The 15,155-nt window shown below is 41.7% G+C and carries 13 protein-coding genes, 1 tRNA gene and 2 pseudogenes; 5 read left to right on the forward strand and 11 right to left on the reverse strand.

The genetic code is table 11. From position 1 onward, the window contains the following. The 4 genes from LNTAR_RS14960 to LNTAR_RS27245 form a co-directional block, all read left to right on the forward strand. A partial coding sequence (locus tag LNTAR_RS14960) for a hypothetical protein (RefSeq protein WP_007279569.1) occupies window positions 1-434 on the forward strand: 434 nt, incomplete at its 5' end. Window positions 435-455: 21 nt separating this feature from the next. Beyond that, window positions 456-1,379, forward strand: coding sequence for a hypothetical protein (locus tag LNTAR_RS14965; RefSeq protein WP_007279570.1), 924 nt, complete (start codon window positions 456-458; stop codon window positions 1,377-1,379). 2 nt (window positions 1,380-1,381) lie between these two features. After that, window positions 1,382-1,828 (forward strand): DUF3465 domain-containing protein, encoded by a 447-nt coding sequence (locus LNTAR_RS14970; protein WP_007279571.1) that lies wholly within the window; start codon window positions 1,382-1,384, stop codon window positions 1,826-1,828. Window positions 1,829-1,843: 15 nt separating this feature from the next. Next, window positions 1,844-1,987 carry a hypothetical protein gene (locus tag LNTAR_RS27245; protein WP_007279572.1) on the forward strand — a complete coding sequence of 48 codons (144 nt, stop codon included), beginning with the start codon at window positions 1,844-1,846 and terminating at the stop codon, window positions 1,985-1,987. A 101-nt stretch (window positions 1,988-2,088) separates the two neighbouring features. Here the strand turns inward: LNTAR_RS27245 and LNTAR_RS14975 are convergent, their stop codons facing one another. From LNTAR_RS14975 to LNTAR_RS15000, 6 genes and pseudogenes are all read right to left on the reverse strand, one after another. Then, window positions 2,089-3,282 carry a tyrosine-type recombinase/integrase gene (locus LNTAR_RS14975; RefSeq protein ID WP_238527773.1) on the reverse strand — a complete coding sequence of 398 codons (1,194 nt, stop codon included), beginning with the start codon at window positions 3,280-3,282 and terminating at the stop codon, window positions 2,089-2,091. 133 nt (window positions 3,283-3,415) lie between these two features. Then, window positions 3,416-3,489: transfer RNA gene (locus LNTAR_RS14980), tRNA-Ile, on the reverse strand. Between the two features lie 1,071 nt (window positions 3,490-4,560). Further along, the gene (locus tag LNTAR_RS14985) at window positions 4,561-5,910 is read right to left on the reverse strand and encodes a sulfatase family protein (protein WP_007279574.1); all 1,350 of its coding nucleotides are present in this window, start codon (window positions 5,908-5,910) and stop codon (window positions 4,561-4,563) included. A 212-nt stretch (window positions 5,911-6,122) separates the two neighbouring features. Continuing rightward, window positions 6,123-6,917: pseudogene (locus LNTAR_RS14990) on the reverse strand (transposase); the annotation flags it as partial. A 3-nt stretch (window positions 6,918-6,920) separates the two neighbouring features. Beyond that, window positions 6,921-8,390: pseudogene (locus tag LNTAR_RS14995) on the reverse strand (IS5 family transposase). Window positions 8,391-8,488: 98 nt separating this feature from the next. Further along, on the reverse strand, window positions 8,489-8,971 hold the full coding sequence (locus LNTAR_RS15000) for an IS110 family transposase (RefSeq protein ID WP_007279577.1): 483 nt from the start codon (window positions 8,969-8,971) through the stop codon (window positions 8,489-8,491). A gap of 336 nt (window positions 8,972-9,307) precedes the next feature. Between LNTAR_RS15000 and LNTAR_RS15005 the strand changes: the two genes are divergently transcribed. Next, entirely contained in the window at window positions 9,308-10,474 is a 1,167-nt protein-coding gene (locus tag LNTAR_RS15005) for an IS256 family transposase (RefSeq protein WP_007277098.1), read from the forward strand. A gap of 535 nt (window positions 10,475-11,009) precedes the next feature. On the opposite strand, the gene LNTAR_RS15010 is transcribed toward LNTAR_RS15005, so the two are convergent. The 5 genes from LNTAR_RS15010 to lsrF all read right to left on the reverse strand — a co-directional run bounded on the left by LNTAR_RS15010 (window position 11,010) and on the right by lsrF (window position 15,066). Next, window positions 11,010-11,924, reverse strand: a complete 915-nt coding sequence (locus LNTAR_RS15010) for a sugar phosphate isomerase/epimerase family protein (protein ID WP_007279578.1) — start codon at window positions 11,922-11,924, stop codon at window positions 11,010-11,012. Between the two features lies 1 nt (window position 11,925). Then, complete coding sequence (locus LNTAR_RS15015) at window positions 11,926-12,219, reverse strand: putative quinol monooxygenase (protein WP_007279579.1); 294 nt, start codon at window positions 12,217-12,219, stop codon at window positions 11,926-11,928. Window positions 12,220-12,357: 138 nt separating this feature from the next. Then, complete coding sequence (locus LNTAR_RS15020) at window positions 12,358-13,353, reverse strand: dihydroxyacetone kinase subunit DhaK (protein ID WP_007279580.1); 996 nt, start codon at window positions 13,351-13,353, stop codon at window positions 12,358-12,360. A gap of 1 nt (window position 13,354) precedes the next feature. After that, complete coding sequence (gene dhaL, locus LNTAR_RS15025) at window positions 13,355-13,996, reverse strand: dihydroxyacetone kinase subunit DhaL (RefSeq protein WP_007279581.1); 642 nt, start codon at window positions 13,994-13,996, stop codon at window positions 13,355-13,357. Window positions 13,997-14,193: 197 nt separating this feature from the next. Continuing rightward, window positions 14,194-15,066 (reverse strand): 3-hydroxy-5-phosphonooxypentane-2,4-dione thiolase, encoded by an 873-nt coding sequence (gene lsrF / locus LNTAR_RS15030; RefSeq protein ID WP_007279582.1) that lies wholly within the window; start codon window positions 15,064-15,066, stop codon window positions 14,194-14,196. Between the last annotated feature and the right edge of the window lie 89 nt (window positions 15,067-15,155).

The following is a 15,155-nucleotide window of genomic DNA, read 5'->3' on the forward strand; positions in this document are numbered from 1 at the left end:
GTAAAGCAGGCGAACATTATGTCACGTCAGAATTGCTTTTCAGAGGCTACAATGCCAGTATAATGAGCGTTGATGTGGGAATGGATATTATCGCGACCAAGAATAACAAACTCTTATCACTGCAAGTTAAAACATCTAACTGGCACAAGCGTACAAACTCTTATGTATTTGATATGCGCACGGTGGCCTTGGAAAGAGATTACGCCGGAAATGTCTTTTATGTTTTTGTCATGCTGCATACCGACGGCACAAAGTCTGCACTTATTTTACCCACCGCCAAAATCGATGAGCTGATGCACAGTAATGCGATAAAGGCAATTCAGAATAAGGAACGCTTCCGTGTAACACTCAAAATTCGTAAAGACCAGATCTATATAGGAACACTTGATAATCCTATTGATTATTTCTGGAATAACTGGGGCTGTATTAAGTAGATTGAAGAGAGGGAAGTAACCATGAATACAAAGAAAATATCATCATCGCAATTATCGAAAGCTAATAAGCTTCAGACACGCGAAGTCTTTGCACAGCTACTGGCGGCTGGTTTAACGACGCAAGTCGAAGGCAAGTGGCAACTAACAGATAATGGTAAAATACTAGGTGGAGAAATTCGTAGTTCTAAGCAGTATGGCGATTATATTGTCTGGCCGGAGGACTTATTACAGAAATTGAATAGTGCGCCGGAGTCATCTGGACAGTCACCCACGACGGCCGCTCCAGGGAAATCCAAAACAACTTTGAGCTCAACTAAGATCGGTTCTCACTTCAGTTACTCCGCATCCAAGATCAATAAGATTCTGGCGGAATTGGGCTGGATTGAGAAAGGCGTTAAGGGCTGGAAGATCACTGATGCTGGGCGACAGCACGGTGGTGTTGAACAGGAGCATTATCAATCAGGTATTCCCTATACACGCTGGCCTGAATCAATTCTTCAGGACTCCGTTCTAACGAAAACAGTTGAGAGCCTGAGTAATACAAGTATTGCGCCACCTCAAATCAATGAGGATAAAGATACCACAGATGATTATCGCAAGAAATATCCAGCTAATATTCGAACTCATGATGGACACCGCGTGCGCTCACGTGGCGAGGCAATGATTGATAACTGGCTCTACATTTCCGGTATTGTTCACGCTTACGAACGCCGTCTACCAATCGAGGAAGATGTTCTTTGCGATTTCTATATTCCGCACGGTAAAGTTTATATCGAGTACTGGGGGCTCGAAGAACAAGAACGCTACGCTGCCCGCAAAAAGCAAAAACAGGAAATCTATGCCAAATACGGCTACAAACTCATCGAACTCACCGATTCCGACATTGAGAGCCTCGACGACGTTCTCCCCCGTAAACTCCTCAAATTCGGTATCTCGACAGAATAGATATGAAAAACTTCCTAATAATCCTAGTTATTGCTACGATTGCTTATGCTGTAAATCAGCAGAAGAGTTCTTCAAGTAAGCCTTCTTCGAATACTCAGCTTAATACTTCGTCTATTGAAGATCAAAGGATTCAGAAGGCCTTTAGAAATCAGCAGAGTGATATTCAAGTTAAGGGCTCCGGCTCCGTGATTAAAGTATTACCCGATGATACCAAAGGCAGTAAACATCAGAAGTTCATTCTCAAGTTAGCCTCTGGTCAGACAGTACTCATTGCTCATAACATTGATTTGGCTCCGAGAATCAATTCTCTTCGCAAGGGTGATATCGTGAGCTTTAATGGTGAATACGAATGGAATTCACAAGGGGGAGTGATTCATTGGACACATCACGATCCTCAACGCCGTCACGAAGATGGCTGGTTAAAGCATAAAGACAAAATATATAAATAAAAGGAGATGACGATTATGTCTAACAACGAATATGAAGAAGATCACGAATATCCGAAACAGGATGAAACTTGCCCTGATTGTGAGGGGACTGGTTTTCAAATTGGTGATGATGGAGAAGAATCATGTGATAACTGTGCTGGGTCAGGTGAAGTAGATTAAATCGCTGGTAATCATTTGTTCAGTCTAAAAATCTAGAAGATTCCATTTGTTATCAATGACTCATGAATCATACATGCACCATATTTTGTATGTCACCTAAACTAATTTTTCTTTGAGAGAATTTCTTTTTTAAGCTCTTTCCAATTAGACTTATTCATGGATTCTACCAAAGCAAATAGTTCATTTATTTCAATTTTAGGGACTTCTTTATTTTTAGGCTCTAGCCACTTGCGGGCAGATTCTATATCAATATGTGTATAATGGCGCGTCATGGCTGGTGAACCATGCCCAACGATGGCCTGAACTACTGACATCGGCACACCAGCTTTCGCACAGGTACTTACGAAAGTGTGACGGAGTGAATGGAACCCGACCTTCCCATCCCTTATTTTAAGGTCGATAAAAATGCGCTTCACTAAAGAACTGAGATTTGTTCTACTCTTCTGATATGATGCTGCCATCTCCGGCAAAACTAAGTCATTACTTAGTTTTTGTTGTTTTACCCATTGCAAGGCTTTTCTTAATTCCGGTAAAATAGGAACGTGAACTACTTTTTCAGATTTGGCTGTTTTCCATGGAGTGAAAATTATTTTTTCCCGCTTCAAATCTACATCTGCCCATTTGAGTAAAGCGGCATCTTTTAATCTCATCCCCGTATAGATACCCAAATTCATTAAAACCCACACCTCCCCTTTGGGGTAACTTGTCAGCTTATCGACTTCATCATCATTGAGTTCTCGCCACGATTCCTTCTTCAAACTCTTAGAAATAATTCCCTCAAAAGGATTCTTAGTCACACCACAATCTTTACTGACTGTATCAAAATAGAGCTTCAAGAAATTTTTATACTTATTGTAGGTATTGGGTGACACCTTTAAAGATTCTAAAAACTCCTCTGCTACCTTGGGAGTTAATTCATCCAAATAGATCAGCTCATCATACTCCGCTTCGACAAACCTCACAAATTTCTGTAGATGTTGTTTATAAGACGTTATTGTTGATTTACCACTATCCCGCCTTCGCTTTGACTTAAAGTATAAATCCCAGGCATCGTCTAAAGAAATACGTTCAGTAGAAATCAGGCCTTTCGCTTTTGCTATGAACTCTGCCGCCTCTGCTTCATTACTTGCCTTCTGTGGAGATAAGTACTTTTCTGCTTCTTTTGTCGCTATTGCCTTATTGGGGGTTTTTAAGGATACGACTTTCTTTTTTCCATTAACGGTAAAACGTAAGTAATAGATATTGCCACGCTTAAAAATATTCCCTAACCCCTTAGCTCTGGCCATCTTCTTCATCTCCATTCATATCAGTTCACATCTGATCATAAAGGTACATGACGAAAAAGCAAAGTGCTACAAAAGTGCTACAAAATTAGTTTTTTTAACATAAAAAAAGCACTTACATTGCTGTAAGTGCTTGATTATCAAGTGGGCCCTGAGGGACTTGAACCCGCGACCGTCCGATTATGAGTCGGATGCTCTAACCAACTGAGCTAAGAGCCCGAAAAACGAGTTGAACTATGCCACCAATGCATATGAATTCAAACATATTTGAATCATAAAAAGGAAAAATCCTTCTATAAAATGGCTCTTGATTTTTATTCCCCATTCTTCAATAGAATTTCTAATTGTTTTAGTCTGCTATGGGGCAAGAACTTAAAGTCATATTGAATGATATGTAAGGATCGTTTAAGCGAAGAATTAAAGAGGCTCCGCACCCTTTCCCGCAAGGTGTGGTGCTGCCACACAGGCTGTTCCAAAATGCTTGCGAGACAGATAAAAAGATTTAATTTAAAACTATCTTTCCATATGTTACGATTAAATATAACACTTTAAGTTTTTTTTCGACTCGTAAAACTCAGCACTCGCCAAATTAAAGCCGCAATGATTGCGGAGCTCCCAGCTAAATCTTTTATTTATTTGTGTTTATCTGTGGATGAATATTTACCCACTCTTATTAATAGCGCATTGGAATGCGGGGCTCCCAGGCGCTAACAAAACACCATTTACCTGATACCTAAGCACGAAGTGCGCTACCTAAGCACGAAGTGCGCTACCTAAGCACGAAGTGCGCTACCTAAGCACGAAGTGCGCTACCTAAGCACGAAGTGCGCTACCTAAGCACGAAGTGCGCTACCTAAGCACGAAGTGCGCTACCTAAGCACGAAGTGCGCTACCTAAGCACGAAGTGCGCTACCTAAGCACGAAGTGCGCTACCTAAGCACGAAGTGCGCTACCTAAGCACGAAGTGCGCTACCTAAGCACGAAGTGCGCTACCTAAGCACGAAGTGCGCTACCTAAGCACGAAGTGCGCTACCTAAGCACGAAGTGCGCTACCTAAGCACGAAGTGCGCTACCTAAGCACGAAGTGCGCTACCTAAGCACGAAGTGCGCTACCTAAGCACGAAGTGCGCTACCTAAGCACGAAGTGCGCTACCTAAGCACGAAGTGCGCTACCTAAGCACGAAGTGCGCTACCTAAGCACGAAGTGCGCTACCTAAGCACGAAGTGCGCTACCTAAGCACGAAGTGCGCTACCTAAGGCAACTTGTTGCCGCTACCTTGAGCGCAGCGATCAACCCTTTTTCTTTTTTACTTTGGGTTTAGGCGCTTTAAAAAGACTTTTTTGCTGGGCCATTTCATCGATCACTTGTTTTAAATTAGTAAAGATCGCCTGATCTTTTTCACTGGCAGAGTCAAATTTAACTTTTTCTTCCACAAAGTGTGCTGGAAATTTTTGGTAAATAATTTTTTTATTCTTGTCTAACAAAACTCCATGAGTCACGTTGCGAGCCCATTCACCGCCTTTGAAGTACCAAATATAAATCAGTTTTTTCTCACGTGTTTCTTTACCAGAAAGAGTTGACCACAAGCTAACTCCATCCCCTGGATAATTATCGGGAAGCGGTGCACCAGTGATCTCACAAAGAGTGGGCATGATATCAGAGAACTCCACCAATTCAGTTTTTTGGACTTTGGGGGCGATTTTGCCGGGCCAGTTAACTATAAAAGGAACTCTTGTTCCCTCGTCAAGAACCTTACCTTTTTTACCAATAACTTCGCGACCACTCCATTGAGTCCTGATCGGTGCTTCAGTACCATTATCACCAGTGAAAATCACAAGCGTATTTTCACGTAGGCCGAGGCTTTCCAACTTTGTAATAATTTTACCGACGATTTTATCTGCATACTGCACCATGTCGCGAAAATGAATTTTCTTCTGATCATTATCACCTGGTCCCTTATAGGTCTTTGAACCCGGTGATTTAGGATCCCAAGTTAATGAATCTGGCGTCGCATCAAAGGGACAATGGGTGAGAATCATCGGGTAATAAATAAAGAAGGGCTTATCCTTATTGGTCTCCATAAAATCACAAAGAAAGTCTGCGCAAACATCTGGTCCATACTCACCATTACTATAATCCACTGCTTTGCCATTGATCTCTAATTGAGGGTTGGAAAAACGGCTATCAAAAGTCGTTCCCTCTTTCGCTTTTGGACGAAAATGCTGCCATAAACAGGCTTGATCAAAACCAAAATGTTGGGGCGCATCTTTTTCTCTTCCCAGTTGCCACTTCCCCGCAATTGCCGTTGTGTAACCCGTTTTTTTGAGCTGGTGAGCAAAAGTCGTCTGAGATCGATCTAACACACCAAACTTCGTGAAATTACGTTTGTTATAAAGGCCGGTCATGATCTTTATGCGAGACGGAGTGCAGATGGGATTGGCAAAGCACTGTTCAAAGCGCATGCCTGTCTCTGCCAGCTTATCCAAGACAGGTGTTCTATAATCTTCACTTCCATTAGAACTAATGCATTCATAGCCCATATCATCGGCCATAATTAAAACGATATTGGGTTTATTTTCCGCCGCCAAAAGCTTGAAACAAGCCATCGATAAAAAGAGTAAGATTGAAAATTTGTTCATATTTCCTCATTAATAATTTTTCTATTACTACACCAGACTTGTCGTAAAGGTTACTTCACCCAGTGAAGTATAACACATTTTTTAACCCCTTCGATTAGCTAAGGCCCCTTGGGAGATCGCATTCAAACTACTGCCGTAGGGGCGGATAATTATATCTGCCCGTATGATAATTCCCGGGCTTTTCTGAGTGCACTTACAACTAGAATACGAGATTAATTAACGAATTTCTGAAACCATGCAGGTCGCCTTCGCTCCAATACTTCCAGATAGGTCTTTTCATTATATGGATTTCTCGTTTTCCAGCAGCGATACATGATACGAATCCATTTGTATGCCAAAGCTCTAAGTATAGTGAAATGAGGTATGTTAAGAGCTTTCTTATGATAATAAAATTCATGTGCCCATATTGACGATCTTATGGAATTATTTGCGAACTCCACAAAACTAAGTTGAGTGAACCTATCACATAAAAAACGTCTTCGGACAATATTCATTTTTCCACTCTGAATTGTCACAGGAGCTATTTCACTGATTTTAAGAACCTCATTTACAGACTTAAATTTATCTCGATCGTCCCCAAAGAAAGCCATAAGACGTGGGCCGATACTAGGGCCTGCTCCTGGGAAAGATTGAAACATTTCATAGTCTTCATTACTGCGATATGCTTGCTCAATTTTTTCGTCATAAGCTTTAATGACCTTATTTAAACTCCTGATTCTGTGGCAGAATTGTTGTATCTCAAATATGTAGTAATCCAACTCACCTTCATCATTAACAACAATTACGGAGGAGCGTAATATTTGAACTCTCTCTTTTGTTTTACTATGATTGGTACTGCGTTTGTTAAAGAATTTGGTAATGCCGATTTGATGAGCATTAATAACATCCTGCGGGCTTGGATATTTGTCTAAAAAGTCTAGAAACATATCTGCATATAAATGATTGCCCACGACTTTGAGGGCGTTTGGGTAATAAATCTTCAATAACGCAGTTAATTGATTAGTTAGGCCTTACTGAATGACTCGCCTTTTGAGATACTCACCCTGGCTAATGAGACTTATAAAATTAAAAACATGGACGAATAGCTGCTTATAATATTGGCCAAAAAGTGATAAAAAGGCTAATGCCTTGTCCAAGTTCATCACCATGAATATTAAAGCAATAAGTGTTTCAGACGAAGCTTTAATTTTTGTGAAAATGCGATCGAGTTTATAGCGTCTTTTGGCTACGCCAAAACAACCTTCTACTTGGTTTCGTATAGCTTCATCTTGGCGTTGTATTTCCTTTTGTTCTTTACGTAATTTTTCATCTTTGGGAGGCCTTCCAAGGCTGGGGCCACTTATCCTTATCCCGTGTTTTTTACAATATGCTCGATTTTCTTTGGTTCGGTAGATTTTGTCCGCATGTGTTGATTCGGGATAATAACCGAATCGTTCTTTGTACTTTTCAATTTATGAAATCAGTTCGGTTCCTTCATTATAAGAGTCAAAACTAATCGTATCGGTAAAGGTCCAGCCATCGACCACACTGACAGATATTTTAGCTCCGAATTCCGTATGAGCTCCCGCTTTCCCGCGAACTATGGGACGGATATGTGGTTGATGAATGCTTACGATGCGATCATCTACACTTGTTACTTTGTTATCGTACATGTATTGCTGTTGCTGATAAAGTGTCCCGATCACCAGAAGTTCACGGTATAAACTAGGCTTCAATAGAGTAAGATCGGCATGTTTTTTGAGTTCATTTATACTGGCGAGATTCCTCCTTACGCAATGAAGTTGTCTGTTAATCACCTCTCGCCTTTTCTTTTTCGAAACACGTTTTTTTAGAACAATACTTAAAAAGCTTTTCCTGCCATCTTCACGATAAGTTCGAGGCTTAACTTTATCTTCTTTGTTTGAGCGATGACACCAAAGGATATCGATTATTTCCTCCGTTTTTTCGCGGGCTTTATTTAGCAATCCTAGGTCTGTTGGGTAGTGAATATCAGCAGGAACACAACTAGCGTCAACAATTAAAGAACCCTTATTTGATGGAGGATCATCGTCTGAATCATCATTAGAACCCTCTTCTTTTTTAAGTGTCGCTGCATGTAGGAGTTCGTCAATGTCTTTAATATCTTGAGCGCCAAAACGCTTTCGAAAATGTGTCATCATACTCGGATCAAAAGGTGCTTCCTGTTTATATCTTTCAAAACCCAAGAAGTATTGAAGGTAGGGATTTTCAGAAATCATTTCCACCGTTTCTTCATCAGTTAAACTCAGCTTTACTTGAATGATAAGGGAACCGAATGCAGTTCTTGCAGGAAGAGCTTTTGGCCCAGTATGACTGGTGAAATTTAGTGCATAGATTTCCTCTACATCTGTCCAAGGAATTATCGCTGCTAACTTGACCCAGCGATTATTGATATTGAGTGTACCATCTAGAAAGTAAGGTAAATTGGCCATTTTGGGCTCTGAGCCCGTATTTTTATACATCTTATGCAAACCTAATGACTGTTTTGAGGGGTTTTGTTTACATATAATATAGCATGATTCCTACTCATCTCATTGTCTGTGAGTAATATATGACTTAATCAGTGAGCCCTAGTTAAACGAGTTCTATCACCTACTAAATCACGCCTTTTTATATTAAGTCGCTTCAGTTTCCCCTTTGAAAAAGATGAGTCTACTTTTTGAACTTTATCAGGATGTTTTAAATACAGTTCAAGTAATGATTTAGTATCTGCTCGGTCACTTTTAGCACCACTCAAATGAAATGTTTTAGCAAACCTTGAAGCAGTCGTAGGATGAACCACATAGATATCAAACTCCGTGAATGATATTAATAAATTCATCAGTGCAGATTGGCAGCTCTCGATGACAATGGCAATGGAACCATTAACAGTTTCAAGTATGAGTGTATCAAAGAAGTTTTTGAGAGTAAGTAAATCACTACTGATAACTTTACATTCTTCTTCACAATCCTTAAGAATTCGTAGGTCATGCTTTTGATCCGCCCAGTCGATCGCAATAATAACTTGATATTCAGATGGATTTTTAGTTCTTGTATTATACATTTTTACTCCTAGGGAATATATAGATTTAAAAAACAGCATGCGAAATTCCTATAGCATTCGTGCCTGAAGCTTTCTGAGTATTCGTCCCGCTGGTAAACATTCCCGGTCGAAATGCCCAGAAAGTCTTTAAAAGACAGGAGCGCCGATTCGTACCGGTAGTGTCCCAAATTTTCTGTAAATTCTGCTATTGCTCTACTTTAAGAGTTATGAATAGCTTCCGAGACTTCGCGAGAATGGGAACTTTCTCGTCGGAGCGAAATTGAGGAAGTTGTTTGTAACTCGGGGTAAAGAAGATGCAGAGTGGTGTTGTACCAAAACAACCCACAAGGAATTATTATGCACCACTCTACACAAGAAAACAGTAGCGTCTTATTAGAAATGATCCAACAAGTTACAGAAAACGGCGAAAGCGGAATGCTTGAAGCGATGAGAGTTTTATTAAATGAAGCGATGAAAGTGGAGAGAAGTAATTCTCTTGAAGCTGATCCATATGAACGTAATGAAAGTCGCTTGGGTTATGCTAATGGCTATAAAAATAAAACTGTAAACACTCGACTTGGAGCAATGAAGCTTAATATCCCTCAAGTCAGAGGTGAAATTGATTTTTATCCAAGTTCTTTGGAGAAAGGCTTGCGAAGTGAACGAGCTTTAATGACAGCTATGGCAGAGAGTTATATTCAGGGGACATCGACTAGAAAGGTGACTAAACTTTTAGAGAAAATGTGTGGTCTATCTGTAAGTAAATCACAGGTATCCCGTGTGGTAACTGAGCTAGATGAGAGTTTAGAAAAGTGGCGCAACCGTCCTTTAGGTAAATATTCTTATCTTTTGGTGGATGCGAGATACGAGAAGGTTAGAGTAGATAAGACTGTTCGAGATTGTGCTTTACTTATTGCCTATGGAATAGATGAATCAGGAAAACGTTCAGTCCTCGGAACAAGTGTTTCTTTAAGTGAAGCGGAAGTTCATTGGAGGAACTTTTTTCTGTCATTGAATGCTCGAGGACTCCATGGCCTCAAGATGATTACCAGTGATAGTCATTCGGGCCTAAAAGCAGCGTTAAAGACTGTATTTGGTTCTATCCCATGGCAGAGATGTCAATTTCACTTACAGCAAAATGCTGGTGCTTATGTCCCTAAGAAAGCTATGCGCTCAGAAGTAGCTCAAGATATTAGAGATATCTTTAATGCACCTTCAAAGCTTGAGGCTGAAAGGCTTTTAAAGCTTACTTGCTTAAAGTATGAAGAAAAGGCTTCACATTTATCTGAATGGATGGAATCTGCACTTCCTGAAGGCTTTTCTGTATTCGATCTCGAGCGTTCTTGTTGGACAAAACTGAGAACGACCAATATGGTTGAAAGACAGAATCGAGAAATTCTCAGGCGAACTAGAACCGTATCTATATTCCCAAATGAAGCTTCACTTCTTAGATTAGCATCCGCTATTCTTATGGAATTAGATGAAACCTGGATAGCTACAAAAAGAGTTTATCTATCTGTTTAACTAAAATTGGTCAACACCAATTTACAGAAACAACGGGACTCTATCTTCGTACCGAGAATGATTAAATTTATATGTTCCTTTTTTAATTCTAAAATTTCTCCCCCAGACCCCCTCATTATATTTATCTATTTAATTACTTGGACTACTATAGGAGCACCGCATTCCAATGCGGCATCATATTGCGGACTCCGCAAAGAGGATTTTTATAGAAGTGAAATTTAACCACAGATTAACACAGATGTTTTTTAACTGACAAAATTAATCCCTGTACTTTTACGTACTCTTTAGTGCTTCGATATTTTTTATAATTAAAGAAGTAATACTAAGTGATTTAACCACAGAAAATCACAAAATAACACAGAAGAATTTTATCTATTTTAATTATTTAATTTAACCAAGCTTAATACCGCATTGGAATGCGGGGCTCCCAGGGTATTGCCATACCAGCGAGTTATTTTTCTCATTGTATAGCCTAATCAAGATACAAAAAAGCCGGAGTGCGACTGCTACTCCGGCTTTTCTATGGCTTTCTAACTTAAGCTTTCGCTGCGTACTTTTCGTTGAGTTTATTCATGAACTCAATGCAAGTTTCCGTAGCGCCCCAGGCGTCATCCCAGAAGCAAAGGTCATTTGTCCACCAGCCATCTGCTGGGTGATATTCGAGGATCGCCGGAACGATCTTATCGAAATCGAGAATACCGAGACCAAAAGGTGGGTGAGCAGATGTTTCGTCTTCGCCATTAGCATCTTGGTGACATTTGTTATCTGAATCAATCAAGTGAACGTGATTGATGCGTGGGCCAACCATTTTGAGGAACTCAGTTTGACATTCGAAAACTTCTTTTTCACCATTCTGACGTGTACCCATAACACTCATAATTTGAGCGTGGCAAGTATCATAGAGGAAACCGAAGTTTGGCTTTTGAATTGCATCGAGGATTTCAACGATTTCTGAAGGCTTATTGAAAGCGAAACCTGGCTCAGCTTCCCAAGTCACCGCAAGGTCGTATTCAGCTGCAATGTCGCAGCACTCATTCCAAGTATCCACAACGCGTTTTTTAGCTGTTGCATAATCAACCGTGTCAAAAATTATCGGTGGTTGAACTGTATCTACACGAATCGTTTTGATACCCATATCAACTGAGAATTCGCAGTTGCGTTTGAACTCAGCGACGTACTTTGAGTTATCGTCTGTATCCACGAGGTTTTCACCCCAGAGGTTTGCGGCAATACCGCTAATCTCGAGACCATAAGATTTAATTTTTTCGACCACTGCCTGACGTGATTCCTTTGTAGGGAGATCATCAGGATTGGGGTGTGGCGGGAATGAACCCAATTCTAAAGCATCGTAACCGAGCTTTGATAATTTTTGGCATACGGTGTCAAAATCGACAGGCTTGTCTGCGTAAGGACCGATTGTGTAGGCCCAAGTTCCAATTGAGGTTTTCATTTCACTTCTCCTTTGTTATTGAATCGAGCTCTAAAGCTCGTTTATTTAAAATCATATCACCACAGCTGCTTTTAAAAGCTTTTAGGTGGGGAGCTTGGCGGTGCGCTTCTAAATCTTCTGCGCTTGCCCAGCTCTCTAGAACTGTGAATAATGAGCTATCATCCTTGGATTGATAAACGGCGTATAAAACGCAGCCCTGCTCCACTTTTGATTCACTTTCCAGGCCAGCCATGACTTTAGCAAAAAACTCAATGCTTTCTTCAGCTACCTGAAATTCTATCCACTTAGTAATCATTTTAAGCCTTTACATAATTCATGTTGTCGCACATTTTTATTGCTGTACAAACGTGTGCTTTTTATCTGCCCGTCCGGCAGGACCTTGCTAGCCTTTGATCCGGCGACTGGTGCTTCGCACTTACTATACTTAATCATTTTAAGCCTTTACATAACCGGGGCTATCGGCCGGCATGTCGTAGTATTCTTTGAGCTCGTCATCTAAACGCATGAGAGTCACTGAAACACCCGCCATTTCCTGTGCAGTACAGAATTCGCCGAGCTCGGTTTCGTGAATGCTCATACCCTTCGATTCAAGATATTTGTGCATGTGACGCATAACAATGAACATTTCCATTCTTGTTGTCGCTCCATAACCATTGACTAAAGCAATGATATCATCCCCTGACTGAAAAGGAAGATCGGCAATAATTGCATCACAAAGACGTTCGGCAGTGGCATCGGCAGTCATTAGATCCACTTGCTCAATACCGGCTTCACCATGAATACCCATACCGAATTCCATGCGACCTTCAGGAAGTTCAAAAGTCTTGAGTCCCGTTTCTGGGAGGGTGCATTCGGAAGTCGAAACACCGAGTGAACGACAGTTAAAAACAGCGCGCTCAATAAGTGCCTTGAGATCATCAAAACCCATACCGGCTTCTGCTGCTGCACCTGCAACGTGAATCACCAAATGATCCGCAGTTGTACCGCGACGTTCTTCGGCTTGATCCACTGGGAAGGCTGAGATCTCGTCATTAATGAGTACAGTTTCGACTTTATGGCCTTCGAGACGGGCAAAATCTTGTCCCATATCGAAGTTCATCACATCACCAGCATAGTTATTATAAATCATAATAACGCCCTCACCTGAATCGGCGGCTTTGATTGCATCAAGAACTTTGTCGGGCGTTGGTGCGGTAAAGACTTGACCGTGGACCGAAGCGTCGGCCATGCCCTTGCCAATGAACTCGAGGAAGAGTGGCTCATGCCCTGCTCCGCCGCCAATGACAATGCCGACTTTTCCTTTGATGGGGGCATCGACTCGTGCACAAACGTGGGGCGCAATACGCTTCACTTTTGATTTATTCGTCAAGCAAAAGCCATCGATGAGTTCAACGGCTAAATTATCGGGATTATTAATAAGTTTACGCATCTTAAGCCTCCTTAGTTGCTTGTTCGGCAAAGCACTTGATGATCAGTGTCACGGAAGTGGCTCCAGCATCTTGGTGGCCAAGACCTCTTTCGCCTGCATAGCGTGAACGGCCTTTATTGGCCACGAGTGTTTTGGTTACTTCGATGCCCTCAAGTGCCGCTTGGTGCATTTTATTGAGTGCGACACCGAGTGATTCGCCCGCTTGAGAACTGGCTTTTAAGGCACGAATCCCTGGCGCGAGTGCATCGATAAGTGTTTTATCACCTTCGGCTGATTTACCTATCTTCATCACACGCGCTAAACCACTTTCAAACGACTCCACTAAGTGAGATAGGGTAACTTCTTCTGAGCCCTGAGTCGTCATTCCCATGCCGAGAAACATGCTGGAAAAGATAGGACCGGACGCTCCACCCATAGTGGAAACCATGCCCATTGCGTAAGCCGCAAAGAGTTTGTCGACTTGCTGGGGTTTTTCGGTATCAATTTTTATCTGTGCCGCTTTGACGCCGCGACGAATAGTTGTGCCGTGATCACCATCGCCAACGACGGAATCCAGTTCGCAGAGGAACATGGCGTTATCGCAAATGACTTCCGTCACATTGCCGAGAATGGCGTAGATATCTTCTAATTTAAATGTTTCCATAATCAGTCCTTAAAAAATTCGAGTTTATTAGATTAAACAGCATAGAGGGTATGATGCTTCGCATACGAAGGGGACGCTGTCCCCCTCGAGCTCCCTTGCAAGGGTCTTCGCCAGACGGGCAACAAATTATTTGCCCGTACGGCAGTACCTTGACCAGGCGCTTAGGGGCTTTGCCTCTTTATCTACTTAATCCTAAATTATTTTGCGAGGTCCTGATAAAGTTCGAATGCTTCGGCAGGTGTACTGTCGTCATGAACAACGGCTTTTACTGCTTGCATCATGGCGAGTGGAGCTTCTGATTGGAAAACATTACGTCCCATATCAACACCGGCTGCACCACACTGAATAGCTTTGTAGCACAAGTCGAGTGCTTCGAGTTCAGGAAGCTTCTTACCGCCAGCAATAACGACTGGTACTGGACAAGCTGCTACAACTTTTTCGAAACCTTCTGTGTAATAAGTCTTTACAATGCTCGCACCATTTTCTGCGCAAACACGTGAAGCCATACCGAAGTAACGCGCATCGCGAGCCATGTCTTTACCAACTGCAGTCACACCCATAACTGGGATGCCGTATTTGTTACCGATATCAACGAGGCGACTGAAGTTGGCGATAGTAATTGCCTCAGTAGCTTTGTCGCCAATTGCGAGCATCGCAGCCATTGCCGAGACATTCATGCGAATGGCTTCTTCTTCAGCAATCAAGACATTGTGGTTCATTTCTGTTAAAATCGTCGTACCCGTATCAGTACGCAAACACACTGGTGTTTCGCAGTCTGCAGGAATGGAACTACGGATCATACCGCGAGTACCCATGAGGCAATCTGCATGTTCTGCAAGTGGGGCAATATTGAGGTCAATACGCTCGAGACCAGAAGTTGGTCCCATGAGGAAACCGTGGTCAAAAGCAAGCATCACTGTGCGGCCTGATTTTCTATTAAAAACACGTGAGAGACGATTTTTAAGTCCCCAGTCGCCGTTATTTAAACCTTTGAGATGAAAACCATCTGTTTTTGCTGGTGTATTGAGTCCGAAGCTGCTTCCGTCTCTGATGTCGTCTAGATCTGCCATGATATGTATTCCTTGTTTTTTTATTTTAAATTTAAGTGCCGAGCAGGAGCTCGGCGTTCCCGGGGTACTCCCCTTCGGGCTTGAGGTTT

This window comes from Lentisphaera araneosa HTCC2155 (assembly GCF_000170755.1).
In the GTDB taxonomy this organism is placed as follows: domain Bacteria; phylum Verrucomicrobiota; class Lentisphaeria; order Lentisphaerales; family Lentisphaeraceae; genus Lentisphaera; species Lentisphaera araneosa.